Annotated in this window: 12 protein-coding genes; 8 read left to right on the top strand and 4 right to left on the bottom strand. The window is 56.7% G+C overall.

The genetic code is table 11. The features are described from left to right. Window positions 1-8 precede the first annotated feature (8 nt). Window positions 9-662, top strand: a complete 654-nt coding sequence (locus NE584_RS08180; protein ID WP_050625223.1) for a PilZ domain-containing protein — start codon at window positions 9-11, stop codon at window positions 660-662. A gap of 171 nt (window positions 663-833) precedes the next feature. On the opposite strand, the gene NE584_RS08185 is transcribed toward NE584_RS08180, so the two are convergent. From NE584_RS08185 to NE584_RS08195, 3 genes are all read right to left on the bottom strand, one after another. Then, window positions 834-1,142 carry a late competence development ComFB family protein gene (locus tag NE584_RS08185; protein ID WP_256182580.1) on the bottom strand — a complete coding sequence of 103 codons (309 nt, stop codon included), beginning with the start codon at window positions 1,140-1,142 and terminating at the stop codon, window positions 834-836. 84 nt (window positions 1,143-1,226) lie between these two features. Beyond that, complete coding sequence (locus NE584_RS08190; protein ID WP_256182581.1) at window positions 1,227-1,964, bottom strand: late competence development ComFB family protein; 738 nt, start codon at window positions 1,962-1,964, stop codon at window positions 1,227-1,229. Then, window positions 1,964-2,767, bottom strand: a complete 804-nt coding sequence (locus tag NE584_RS08195) for a ParA family protein (protein ID WP_108979509.1) — start codon at window positions 2,765-2,767, stop codon at window positions 1,964-1,966. Before NE584_RS08195 ends, NE584_RS08190 begins: the two co-directional genes overlap by 1 nt. Window positions 2,768-3,004: 237 nt before the next feature. Between NE584_RS08195 and fliD the strand changes: the two genes are divergently transcribed. From fliD to NE584_RS08210, 3 genes are read left to right on the top strand one after another with little or no spacing between them, the layout of a single operon-like run. Then, entirely contained in the window at window positions 3,005-5,557 is a 2,553-nt protein-coding gene (fliD, locus tag NE584_RS08200; protein ID WP_256182582.1) for a flagellar filament capping protein FliD, read from the top strand. A 31-nt stretch (window positions 5,558-5,588) separates the two neighbouring features. After that, entirely contained in the window at window positions 5,589-5,963 is a 375-nt protein-coding gene (gene fliS / locus NE584_RS08205) for a flagellar export chaperone FliS (RefSeq protein ID WP_050625218.1), read from the top strand. A 14-nt stretch (window positions 5,964-5,977) separates the two neighbouring features. Further along, window positions 5,978-6,370, top strand: coding sequence for a hypothetical protein (locus NE584_RS08210; RefSeq protein ID WP_050625217.1), 393 nt, complete (start codon window positions 5,978-5,980; stop codon window positions 6,368-6,370). Between the two features lie 65 nt (window positions 6,371-6,435). On the opposite strand, the gene NE584_RS08215 is transcribed toward NE584_RS08210, so the two are convergent. Then, a complete protein-coding gene (locus NE584_RS08215) occupies window positions 6,436-7,275 on the bottom strand; it encodes a C39 family peptidase (RefSeq protein ID WP_256182583.1) in 840 nt (279 codons plus the stop codon). A gap of 79 nt (window positions 7,276-7,354) precedes the next feature. On the opposite strand from NE584_RS08215, the gene NE584_RS08220 reads away from it, so the two are divergent. The 4 genes from NE584_RS08220 to NE584_RS08235 all read left to right on the top strand — a co-directional run bounded on the left by NE584_RS08220 (window position 7,355) and on the right by NE584_RS08235 (window position 12,667). Then, window positions 7,355-8,059 (top strand): cell division ATP-binding protein FtsE, encoded by a 705-nt coding sequence (locus tag NE584_RS08220; RefSeq protein WP_050625216.1) that lies wholly within the window; start codon window positions 7,355-7,357, stop codon window positions 8,057-8,059. 63 nt (window positions 8,060-8,122) lie between these two features. Continuing rightward, window positions 8,123-9,934 carry a methyl-accepting chemotaxis protein gene (locus NE584_RS08225; protein WP_256182584.1) on the top strand — a complete coding sequence of 604 codons (1,812 nt, stop codon included), beginning with the start codon at window positions 8,123-8,125 and terminating at the stop codon, window positions 9,932-9,934. A 146-nt stretch (window positions 9,935-10,080) separates the two neighbouring features. After that, on the top strand, window positions 10,081-11,913 hold the full coding sequence (locus NE584_RS08230) for a cell division FtsA domain-containing protein (protein WP_256182585.1): 1,833 nt from the start codon (window positions 10,081-10,083) through the stop codon (window positions 11,911-11,913). Beyond that, window positions 11,906-12,667, top strand: coding sequence for a hypothetical protein (locus tag NE584_RS08235; RefSeq protein WP_050625214.1), 762 nt, complete (start codon window positions 11,906-11,908; stop codon window positions 12,665-12,667). The genes NE584_RS08230 and NE584_RS08235 overlap by 8 nt, the downstream gene beginning before the upstream one ends. The last annotated feature ends 76 nt before the right edge of the window (window positions 12,668-12,743 follow it).

Genomic DNA, 12,743 nt, shown 5'->3' on the forward strand with positions numbered 1-12,743 from the left:
GAGAGGCTATGAGCCCCAAATATGAAGAGGACCTCTCCAGTGCTTTGGGCGCGATATGCGAGGTGCTGACCCGGGAAAATCATCTTCTCTTTGTGGGGAGGATACAGGAATACGACAGGGCAGGCGGCCGGCTCTGTGCAGAGCTGCGTAAAGGGGAGGGAACTCCCGGGGGTGTTTTATACCATGAACCGGTAAAGGTACACATCTATATGGGACAGGAGCAGGGCAAGGTGATGATCGCCTATGGACAGGTGGAGCGGAACGCAGCGGACCACTGGTGGATCGAACTGGAGAACGTTGTATCTGGGCCGGAGAGGCGAGAGAACTTCCGACAGATGGTGAGAGGCCGCGGCATTTTGACTGACCGGGAGGGGAGAAAGCAGCCCTGCAATTTGGTCGATATAAGCATCAGCGGGGTGAAATTTTACAGTCAGGGCCGGTATATAGAGGGGGAAGTGCTGGAGCTGTCTGGATTTCGGTTGAGGCAGGAGGGGGAGCTCTATACCCTGCTTTGCCTGGTGCGGAGGGTGGAGCGGATAGATGCCGGAAAGGGCTGGTATTCTTATGGGTGCAGCTTTTATGACCTGCGTCCGGGGCAGGAGGACCAGCTGTGCAGGGATATCTTTAACCTGCAGGCAAGGTCTATCAACCGGAAGAGCTGAGAGCGCCTGAGGCCCCCCGCCAATATGGCGGGGGGCCTCAGTTTGTCAAAAAAGCGCTCCTGCGGAGGTCCGGCGCCCACAGGCGGCGGATAACGTTTGATGCTGCCCTAAAAGTGACTCCGCCACTTTTAGGCAGTCGCAGGCCCCACCAATATGGCGGGGCCTGCTGTGTCAATGACGCGGGTTGTCCCGGATCAGCTTGACTGCATTGCTGAGGGCGGCGAGCACATCTGTGCGGTTCTGAGAGTCACAATTCTTCAGCTTGACCATCATACGCCCGGTATCCGTCACCACATACTGCGGAGGCAGATGGTTCAGCGCATAGGCGATCACATCAGATTTACAGATGTCGCAGCAGCAGCAGCCGTCCGCCTCCAAGATCCTATCTACATGCTGCAGCACGATATCCTCCATCAGATTATGGTAATTCAAGCCCATTTCCACATTCCCCTTCTTTTGAGAAGCGATCATATTCTTCATGATCCATATCCTCTGTAGACTAGAGGGAGGATCGATCTGTAGGCCGGAAAAAGCGAGGATCGCTGGGGAAATAAAAATTTTCTGTCAGCGAGAGCCGGCGGGCAGGATATGCCGGGGGGAGTCCATCACAGATTTGCAGGCCCAGATGATCTGCCTGGTGATCTCGCTGTCATACCGGGCCCGGTACACACTGAGCTTGGTGGGGAGCAGATCTGGCGGAAACACGGCATATTGGGCCGGGAGCCGGGTGAGAGCCAGTGCCTCGGCGTCCGCCAGACAGCGGGGACAGCTGCAAAGACCAAACAGCTTTACATAACGTTCCAGCTTTTCCGCCACCAAGAGCTGCATCACATTGAAGAGCTCTGCGCCGTCTGACAGCTCTGTGGATGCCTGCTCCGGCACGGAAGGAGAGGGAGCGGGAGCAGAAGGAGTGGGGGGCGGAGTGTCCAAAACCTGGGGAGAAGCCTCTCCCTCCGCTGCGGAAGCGGGAGATGCAGGAGGGACCGGAGAGGGGGCGGCAGTCTGCTCCGAGGAGGCCAGCTCCTCCTGAAGTGCGGATTCCAGCGCAGTGTGGATGCTCTCTGACAGCGCAGCATTGTTGCTGCGGGCCACCTCCAAAATGGGCGGGGAGAGACGGCGCGCAGCAGAGGACGGAGCCTCCGGCACGGACATGTCTGAAGCAGGGGGGGCAGGCTCCAAAGGGGCGGGGGGAGGTGCTTCCCTGGGGGGCGGCACCGCGTCCGGCTTTACCTCCGGCGTGCCGCCGGAAAGAAGATTCAGCACATGGGCCGTTTTGCTGCTTCGGCTGTTTTTGCCCGCCATCACACATCCCTCCCGGGCCCATCCTGATGGGTCCTGCGGGGAAAGGCGGCGCCGGCCAGCTCATCACACAGACACTCATAATCCTGGGAGGGCTTGGAGTGGGGAGAGTAATCTACGATGCTGATCCCGTGAGCCGGGGCCGCCGCCACCGAGACGCTGTTACGGATCTTAGTCTGGAATACTCTGGTATCCAGCTGTTCCGCCATCTGCTGGGAGAGCTCCAGCATTTCCCGATTGAGATTCAGCCGGGGATTAAAACGAGTGAGCAGAATGCCCATGACCCGCAGGCGGGAATTATAATACTCCCGCACACTGTCAATGGTCTCTTTGATCTGGGAGACGCCCAGCAGGCTGAGTACCTCCGGCGCCATGGGAATGATCAGGCCGTCAGTGGCGACATAGGCGTTGACGGTCAGAATATTAAGGGCGGGAGGAGTGTCGATGATGATGAAATCATATCGGTCCTGGAGCTTTGACAGGGCGGTTTTCAGCAGAAATTCCCGCCCCGGCTTCTGAAATTCCAGTTCGGCTGCGGAGAGAAGAATATTGGCTGGAAGAAGATCGCAGGTATCTGTAGGGGAGACGGCCTGTTCAGGGGAAGCGGTCCCGCGGAATACATCGTAGATCGTGACGCAGTGCTCAATATCAAGACCGAGGCTGAAGCTCAGACTCCCCTGCGGGTCCAGATCCACGCCCAGGACCTTGGCCCCGCGGTTATGCAGGGAGGACAGAAGGGCGCAGGCAGTTGTTGTCTTTCCGACGCCGCCTTTCTGATTGGTGATCGAGATAATAGTTGGTGACATACCCCTTTACTTCTCCTTTCGTCAGTTCCGGAAAAGCCTGTGCGCAGTCTGGCATAAGGGCGCCGCAAGAAAATGCGGTATCAGCTCTTAATTTTTGACGATTCCGGACGATATAAAAAGCGAGGTAGTAAGGAGTAAAAACGATGTGCAAATTGATTTTACTCAAAATAAACTGGATTGTCAATCTATTACAGTGCTGTCCTGGGGGGACAGCCGTGTCAAAGGAGTGAAGGAAACATGGCATCGATCGGAAGCTTGACTGGCAGCACCTCCAGCGGAAGCATTTATGGAAACAGAAATTCCAACATCATCTCCGGACTGGCCAGCGGACTGGACACGGAATCCATGATCGAGGGAATGGTCCAGGGCTACCAGCAGAAAATTTCGGGACTGGAGCAGAACCGCACGGTGCTCCAGTGGCAGCAGCAGGCGTACCAGAGCATTTCCAACAAACTGGTGGAATTCGCACGGAAATATGCCTCTTATACCTCCAGCACAAACCTGCTCAGTTCCAGCTTTTTCAACAATGCGGTGGTGACCACCCCAAATGGGACGTTTTCCAATCTGGTGACTGCCTCTGGAAAGACCAGCAGCAATGTGGTGCTCAATGCGGTGGCCCAGCTTGCCACCGCCGCCCGCTATACGGTCAACAACTCTCTGGGCGCGAGTGCGAAGGACGGTCAGATCACCGTAGCGGGTGAGGAGATCGATCTGGGGAAGGAGATACAGGTCAGCACCATGAGCGGATCGCTCACGCTGACTTATGGAAATCAGAACATCACTCTGGACTTCGGGGAGCTGGAGGATTTTTCCGGAAAAGACGGAAAGCTGGACTTGGATAAGTTTAAGGAAGCGGTAGAGAAAAAGCTGGCCGACCAGAAAATCACCACTTCCAGTGGAAATGTGGTCTCTGCCTCTGAGGTGATCGGGGTAGAAGTGGGACCTCATGGGATCGGGTTCAGCGACAAATCCGGTGCCGGGAACAGCATCTATATCAGCGGAGCTTCCGGGGACTTCAAGGACATGGTGATGGAGCTGGAGGATACCATCAGCGGCAAATCAAGCAGCATCCGGCTGGATACTGACAAAGCCGTGACCGAACGCGTATCCACAACAGAGTATCTCCGGGACAAGCCCCTTACCATCACCCTTAACGGGCAGACCAAGCAGATCAAAGTGGGCGAGGTAGAGGAGACAGGCGACTATTTACAGAACTTTGTAGATGCTCTGAATAAGTCCATTGCGGACGCCTTTGGCGCCGGAAAGATCACCGTGGGAACGACAGATGCGAACAACGCCCTCACGTTCCAGGTGGCCAATGGAAACACCCTGTCCGTCAATTCCTCGGTCAACGAGCTGCTGGGCCTGGGGGAGAATGGCCTGACCTCTTATCTGGATACCAGCCGGACGCTGGGCGATCTGCTGGGAGAGGATATGAAGGGGCTGACTGCCCTGAGAGGCGAGGGACTGGACGGCGGAAACAAGCCCATCGAAAAGGATGGGAAATATTATGACACAGCGGGAAATCTGGTGGATCAGGATGGCAACCGGATCGACAGCGAGGGAAACAAGCTCTATTCCATGAAAATCAACGGGGTCGAGATTGGGACCTATACCAAGGACACCGCGCTGGAAACTGTGATCAACGGCATCAACAGCAATACAGAGGCGGGGGTCAACGTCAGCTATTCCAAACTCACCAACCAGTTCGTCTTTACAGCCAAAGAGACGGGCGAGGGCGGTAAGATCGAATATGGGACTGTGGATGGACAGGGAAACGCAACGGATCTGGCGGCCGCCCTGTTCGGCGGTGCAGTAAATGAGAATGCTCCCGAGTATGTGAAAGGACAGGACGCCATATTCCAGGCCACCATCAACGGTGAGACCATGACATTCACACGCAGTTCCAACACCTTTGAGGCGGATGGAATGAATATCACCTTCAGCGGAACGTTTAATGCCGCAGATGGTGTGGGAAAGGACCCCATTACCAGCGAGGAGCTGAAGAATAAAAAGCCGGAGGACCTCTTCAAAACAGACGGTGAGGGCGTTACCTTTACCAGCAAGACGAATGCGGACACCATTGTGGATGCGATCAAATCCATGGTGGAAGATTACAACGCCATTGTCTCCGAGGTGAAGAAGGCGTACTCTGACATGCCGCTGGAACAGTCCGACGGCTCCAAGTACAAGCCCCTGACCGACAAGGACAAAGAGGGGATGACGGAGAGTGAGATCAAGGCCTATGAGGAAAAGGCCAAGACCGGGATCCTCTTTATGGACCGGGACCTGTCCTCTCTGTATAACGCACTGCGCAGCGCTGTTGCGCCAGGCGGTGCAGATGGCTCCTTCCTGCGCTCCATCGGGATCAAGACCAGCTATGAGGACGGACTGACCACCATCAGCCTGGATGAGACTGCGCTGCGGGAGGCTCTGGAGACCAACCCGGACCAGGTGCGGGATGCCTTCACCAAGAGCAAGGACAACGGAGCGGCCACAGATGGTCTCATGACGATGATTCAGAAGGTGACGGACCGCTATGCTGCCACGACTGGAGATGTAAAGGGCATCCTGATCGAAAAGGCGGGATCGCAGTACTCTCCCACAGCGGCACTGGACAATACACTTTTGAATCAGATGAAAGAGATCGATGAACAGATCGAAAAATGGCAGGATAAGATGTCCAACAAAGTGGACTATTATACCAACAAGTTCACTCAGTTGGAGGTCCTGATCCAGCAGATGAACTCCCAGAGCTCCACACTTTCCGGTTTAATGGGAGGCTATTGAGCCGGATAGGAGAGAAAGGATTCCAACACCTATGGATATGAGAGGATACCAACGCTACCGGGAGGACTCGTTAAGCACCATGACCCAGGGAGAGCTCCTGCTCCTGCTCTTTGACGAGCTGGTGAAGCGGCTGACCCAGGCAGAGCTCGAACTGGAGCGGGAGCATTATCCTGCTTTTGAAGCGGCAGTAGACAGAAGTGTAAAGATCATCCGGTACTTGGATGACACGCTGGACCGCCAGTATCCGATCAGCCAGAACCTGGACCGCCTGTATGAATATTTCTGTTATGAGCTCAGCCGGGTCAAAAATGGAAGGAACCAGAAGGAGCTTTCCCGGGTCAAAGGAATGGCGGCGGAACTGAGGGACAGCTTCCGACAGGCGGATAAAAGTCAGACGGACCGCTGAAGGAGAGACAGAAGATGCTGAGCAAACAGGAGCTTGACGCAGCCTTGGCGGCAGAACGGGCAATGTATCGGGCCCTGTCCGAGGTGCAGGATATCACCCGGGAGCTGCTGGATGCGGTAGACCGCCAGGATCAGGTATCGGTGCGGCTGTTTTTGAGCATGCGTCAGGAGCAGATCAACCAGCTTAGAGATCAGAAGGAACTGCTGAAAAAGCAATGTGGCGGACTGCCCAAGGAAGAGGGCGATCTGCTGCGCCAGATCCTGTCCGGGAAAAAACCGGCGGGAGTGGAGGGAGAGGCCCTGTCCCTCCAGGTGGAACGGAACCGCGCGCTGTTAGAGCGGACGCTTCAGGCGGACAAGGCTCTGAGCAGGCGGCTGGCGGGGAGAGAGTCTTTTTACCAAAGCTGAGTCAGGCCGCTGTTTGGTGGAAAAAAGCCCTCTGCCGGCATCTTGCCGGCAGAGGGAGCTTGATGTCATTTTAGGGTGGAGAAGCGCCAGAGCGGCGCACCGGAAGAGCGGCTTTGGGATAGCTCCGCAAGGATCACTTCCGGGTCCCACGCGGCCAGGCTGCGCTCCCGGCTGTTTGGATCAGCCACCAGGATTTTCCCATCCAGCGTGACCCCGCGCAGGAGAATAAAGTGCCCGGAGCTGGTAAAGTGGCCGCTCCCCATCAGAGCTACAAAGATGTGCCCGGAGGAGAGATCCTGACGCAGTTCGCCAGGGGAGAGGTCCGGGACGGACTCAGCACTGAGCCCATATGCCTGGGAGACCCCCTCTACGATGGAGAGATAAGAGCCGCTTCCGGGCGCACAGTAGCCGTGCTCATAGGCCCACGCTGCCATTTCCTCCGGGTCGATGTCCTGATCGGTCAGAGAGGAGACCAGCATAGACAGGGCGGTGGGACCGCACCCATAGCCGGAGATCGGATCTGGTCCAAAAGGCCGGCTCGCCCAAGGCTCCTCACCCTGATTGTAATAAGTCAGCGCCACTGTGCCGCCGGTCAGGATCTCCCTATCGGCCCGGACGGCGAACTCTGTAATGTTGGCGTCCTCCATCGGCGGTGCCTCCGAAATGGCAGGATCACCGGCAAGCTGGCTGACAGGGGCCTCTTCCGGTGTGAGCTGGTCCAAAAGTCCGGCACCGGCGGTGCGGACGGTTTGAAAGAGCCGGGAGGCAGGGGCTGTGATCCTCTGAAAGAGGGCTGGGTCGGCATAGGCGCAGACCGCCAGCTCGGTCAGACCGATGCACAACAGGGCCAGCAGGCCCCAGAGGACCAGCCTGCGCCTGAAATGAGACTTTGATCGACGGGACAAAAAAACCACTCCTCTTTATTTGATTATAGCAAATCCGGGCCCTGATGTATAGAGAAAAAGGGGCGAAAAGGAGCGTAGTATGCCACAGATCCGCTTGGAACAGGTGAGTAAATATTATCAGCAGGAAAAGAAAGCGGTTCCCGCGGTGAGAGAGATCGACCTTACCATTGAACAGCAGGAATTTGTCTTTGTTACCGGCAGCAGCGGCGCAGGGAAAAGCACTCTGCTGAACCTGATCGCGGGGGAGATCACTCCCACTGCCGGAGCGGTTTATCTGGACAATGTGCCCATAGGGCAGCAGCGCAGATTCGGGCATCCCAGAAAGGCGGGCTGCATCGGCTATGTGCCGCAGATCTCCCAGCTGATGAGAAAGCGGACCATTGAAGAGAATCTGGCCATGGCATCCATGATAGGGCGGGGGCGGAGAAAGGTGCCGATGGAAGAGCGCATTCGGAAGGCGCTGTGTATGGTCGGACTGAAGGATGTGGAGAAACGGTATCCGGTGGAACTATCACTGGGAGAGTGCCGCCGGGTGGAGCTGGCCCGGGCCATCATCAACAGCCCATCCGTGCTGGTGCTGGACGAACTTACCGCAAGTCTGGACGAGGACACTATATGGGATCTGTTTCACTTGATCGGAGAGCTTAACCGCCTGGGTACAACGGTAATCATGGCCACGCACGCCAAAAACTTTGTAAATCTCATGCGAAAGCGTGTGATCACTCTGGTGGACGGGAGGATCTTTGGAGATGTGAGAAATGGAAGGTATGGAGATGTGATGTAGAAAGAGCAGAGTATCGCAGAACTGATCGAGATAAATATAAAATAGATAAAGGAAGTAGTTGCCATGCTGAAAAATATGAAGGTCAAAAAAAGTCTGATCCTGGGATATGGGATCACTATTGTGATTTCTGTAGCGCTCATTATTGCCTCCCTCATGATGATGAACAATCAAAGGGGCCAGTATGAGATGCTTATGAATGAAGATGTGGAGACCAATATGGCCATCCTGAATGCGCGGGTCAATGCCATTACGGCGGGCCGGAACTACCGTGATGCGCTTCTGGTCCCCGAAAGCAGTGCCAACGAAAGCCTGATCGCGCAGGCGGAAGCGGCTCTGGAGGCGATGCAGACCTATACCAAAAGCCTGTATGAGACATGGCCCAGTCAGATCGAGGACCAGTCGCTGCTGGAAAAGTATGACAGCATTAACAGCGAGTGGAGAGCGGTTGCGGAAAAGGTCATGGGCCTTTACCAGCAGTATCGCAGCACCGGGAATGAGCTCTATCTGGAGCAGGCAAAAGAGATCATTTACAATGAGGATACCCCGCTTCAGACAGAGATGGGGGATGCGGCCACTGAACTGGATACTTTTTTGGAAAAGAGCATGGCCGAGGAGCGGACCAGAATCGAGAACAGCGTGAAGGGAACTTTCTTTGCGATTATTGCCGCTATGGTGGCTGCTACCATCGGTGTTCTGGTCCTGGCGTTTGCGCTGATCCGGAATGTGACCGGCCCCACAGAGGAGGTCCGCAACGCCCTGGTGGGCTTTAGCGAGGGCAACATGGATATCCCGGTCACATTCAAAAGCAAGAACGAATTGGGCGATATGTGTGAGGCCCTGCGTACCAGCCAGCATGTTTTAAAAGAAGTCATTGCGGATGAGTGCTATCTGTTGGAAGAGATGGCCAACGGGAATTTTGACGTACATTCCAAAAACGTGGACATGTATGTTGGCGTACTCCAGTCCGTTCTCAAGTCTGTCAGGGTCATCAATGGAAACCTGAGCGATACCCTGTCTCAGATCGGTGTCAGTGCGGAGCAGGTGTCTGCCGGTTCCGAACAGGTGTCCAATGGGGCCCAGGCGCTGGCGCAGGGCGCTACCGAGCAGGCCAGCGCAGTCCAGGAGCTCTCCGCTACCATTTCTGATCTGGACCAGAAAGCACAGGAGAATGCGGAGACTGCCAGAGTTGCCAAGGAAAAGGCGGACCAGTCCGGCGAAAAGACCCAGGCCTGCAATCAGAAGATGCAGGAGATGCGCCAGGCCATGAGCGACGTGCTGAAGAGCCAGACAGACATTGGAAAGATCATTGAGACCATTGAAAACATTGCCTTCCAGACCAATATTCTGGCGCTGAATGCGGCGGTGGAAGCCGCACGGGCCGGCTCTGCCGGAAAGGGCTTTGCCGTAGTGGCGGATGAGGTGCGGAATCTGGCTTCCAAGTCGGACCAGGCGGCCAAGCAGACAAAGAAGCAGATCGAAAATGCCATTGCTCATGTGGAGCGGAGCAACGCTCTGGTGGAAGATGTGGTAAAGAGCATGGAGGAGACTGTGGAATATTCCGGTACTGCCATTGACTATCTGGATCAGCTGGCGGAGAATTCCATTGCCCAGTCCGAGTCGATCGCTCAGCTGACCACGGGCGTGGATCAGATCTCTGCTGTGGTCCAGACCAACTCCGCCACCAGCGAGGAGTCTGCGGCCGCGAGTGAGGAGCTCTCCTCCCAGGCGGTCGTCATGAAGCAGATGATTCAGCGCTTCCGGCTGAAGGAAGGGAGTGCCAGAACTGAGGAGCCCGCTGTCGGCCAGTGTGAGCCCGCCATTCCGGTCGGTGGGCTGGAGCTGTCCCAGGGAGAGAACCGGTTCAGCAAATACTGAGTGCCGGGAGCTGTGCGAAAAGAAAAAAGGGGCACAGCCAGGACCTGAAAAAGAATATCCGGCAGATAGATAAACAGGCGGGGTGGGGAGGTTGTCTTAAAAGAAATTTTAAGATGGCCTTCCCGCTTTCGTAAGGGGGTAATTCCATGGAAGAGACCAGCAGACACTCGGACCAGGAACAGGATCTGATCTATGCACTGGACATTGGGACCAGAAGCGTGATCGGGCTGTTGGCCCGGCAGGAGCAGGATAAAATGCGGGTCCTCGAAGTGGAGAGGCGGCCGCATGAGAGACGTACCATGCTGGATGGACAGATCGAAGATATCCGGCAGGTGGCAAAGGTAGTCTCCGAGGTGACGAAGAGCCTGGAGGAGCGAAGCGGGAGAAAGCTGGAGCGGGCTTGTGTGGCTGCGGCCGGCCGAGCCCTGAGAACGGAGCGGGGAGAGTACTGTCTGGAGCTCTCCGCTCCGGAGATCGTGAAGGGAGAGCGGATCAGCCAACTGGAGCTGGAGGCGGTGGCAGCGGCGGAACGCACCCTTCAGGATAAGGAGCAGGAGCAGAGGATGTTTCTGGTGGGGTACACTGTTACACAGCTTCGGCTTGACCATTACCCCATGACCAGCTTGGAAGGACACACAGGGCAGGTGCTGGAGGCGGCCGTGGTGGCTACCTTTCTGCCCAGCGAAGTGGTGGACAGCCTGTACGCAGTGATGGTGGAGGCGGGACTCGAGGTGGCGAGCCTGACCCTGGAGCCGATTGCGGCCCTGAACGCAGCCATCCCGGAGGACATCCGCCTGCTGAATCTGGCGCTGGTGGATATTGGAGCCGGGACCACGGATATCGCTCTGTGCCGGGATGGAGGCGTTGTGGGCTACACAATGGCTACGGTGGCCGGGGATGAGATCACAGAGGCGCTGATGCGGGCGTGCCTTGTGGACTACCACACTGCGGAGCGGATCAAGATGCAGCTGGGGAAGGGGGCACCCATTTCCTTTGAAGACGTGGTAGGTGTGGAGCAGAGCTGTTCGGACGAGGAAATTTTTTCTATGATAGAGCCGGAGGTCCAGCGGCTGGCCGATGAGATCGCCCGCCGGGTCCTGGAATTGAATGAGAGACCGCCTTCCGCGCTGTTTCTGGCTGGCGGGGGCAGCAAACTGGCAGGACTGAGCGGACGGGTAGCAGATGCGCTGCAGATGGACCGAAAACGGGTAGCTGTGGCCGGACGGTACTTCCAGAACAGCGCCTGCTCCGATATCCAGGACCTGGACGATCCGGAATATACCACACCTTTGGGCATCGCGGTCTCAGCAGGATTGGGACTGATCAGCGACAGCTATCGGGTCGTGCTCAACGGGAAGCCGGCAAAGTTGTTCCGGAGCGGGAGGGTGACAGTGCTGGAGCTTCTGATGATGAATGGCTTTACCCACAGCGACCTGCTGGGCCGGAGCGGAAAGAGCCTGATGCTCTACCTGGATGGGAAACGGACTGTATTTTATGGAGAACCTGCCCTCCCGGCGAGGCTTGCGATCAATGGAGTGGAGGCAAAGCCCTCCCAGATAGTCCATGCGGGAGATGTGATCCAGTTCGAGCCGGCCAAGGCGGGAAAGGATCAGGAACTGAACGCGGGTCAGCTGAGCCGACAGCTGGGAGTGGGAGGACTGGCGTGCCAGGGAAAACTGCTGACACCGGACACTCCTCTCAGCACGGGCGACAGCCTGGAAACCGTGCAGGTATCTGAAAAGGGGCCGGAGAAGGAGAAGGCAGCTGGGGCGCCAATACAGATCGAACTTAATGGCAGACCGCTCCCCCTTCCAGGGAAGGCGGATGGTACGCCCTACTATTTGATGGACCTGCTGGAGCGGTCCGGAATCGACTTCAAACATGCAGAGCGGCCGGTGCGGCTTACAGTGAACGGTGCGGACTGCACCTTTCAGCAGCGGCTGAATGATGGGGATAGAGTGGAGATCCAATATGAGTGATCGGATGGAACAAGGAAGCTGGAGAAATCTGGCGGGAGGCGTACTGACGCTGTGCCTGACCCTGACGGGATGCGGCGGAGGAGCCGAGCCGCCCGACAATTATGGGATCGGATCAGATGCACTGCCCGCGTTGACCAAGCTGGTGGCCCTGGGCAGCGAAATGACCTGTTCGGTGCAGGAGAATACACAGGCCGGCGGGGACCAGGACACAGATGAGGCCCAGGGACAGCCGACCTATGAATACTCTGGGCTCGAGTCCGGAAACCAGGTCGCGGCAGAATATGTGCAGATGTTGGAGGACAATTATGACTGCTCCATTCTGGGCAGCAGAGACGCCCCAAAGGAGGAGCCTGACTTTCAGGCGGAGAGGGGGGAGGTGACGGTAGGAACAAAGTGTGCAGAAGGGGACGGAATCTTTGCCCTGGAGATCAGATGGCAGACACAGTCCTGTTCTATCACGCCTGTTCTGCTGGAAGGGGCGGAAGAGGAGGCAGAGTCCCTTACAGTTGAGGAGGCGGTGCACTTTCTGGAAGAGATGCCTCCGGAGAGGCTGGGACTGAGCGGCAGTGATATGAGTTCCTATCTGTTGTTCCCGGAGGAGGGGATCGTGATGGTGGACGGGATGCCCTGCTACTGTATCAATGCTTACGGAAGAGAGGATCACCAGATCCTGGATACCTACCTGGTATCAGAGGATGGGAGCGGATTGTACCGGCTTGACCGCGGGGAGGATGCAGTCTCAGCGCTGACATAAGGGGGCGGAAGGACTGCCTGAAAGCGGGATAGAAGTTCAGGAGAAAAGTGATGCGTTGGGCTGATGCCCTTTTTCC

The sequence above is a fragment of the Clostridium sp. DFI.5.61 genome (assembly GCF_024462915.1).
GTDB classification, from domain to species: Bacteria; Bacillota; Clostridia; order Oscillospirales; family Oscillospiraceae; genus Lawsonibacter; species Lawsonibacter asaccharolyticus.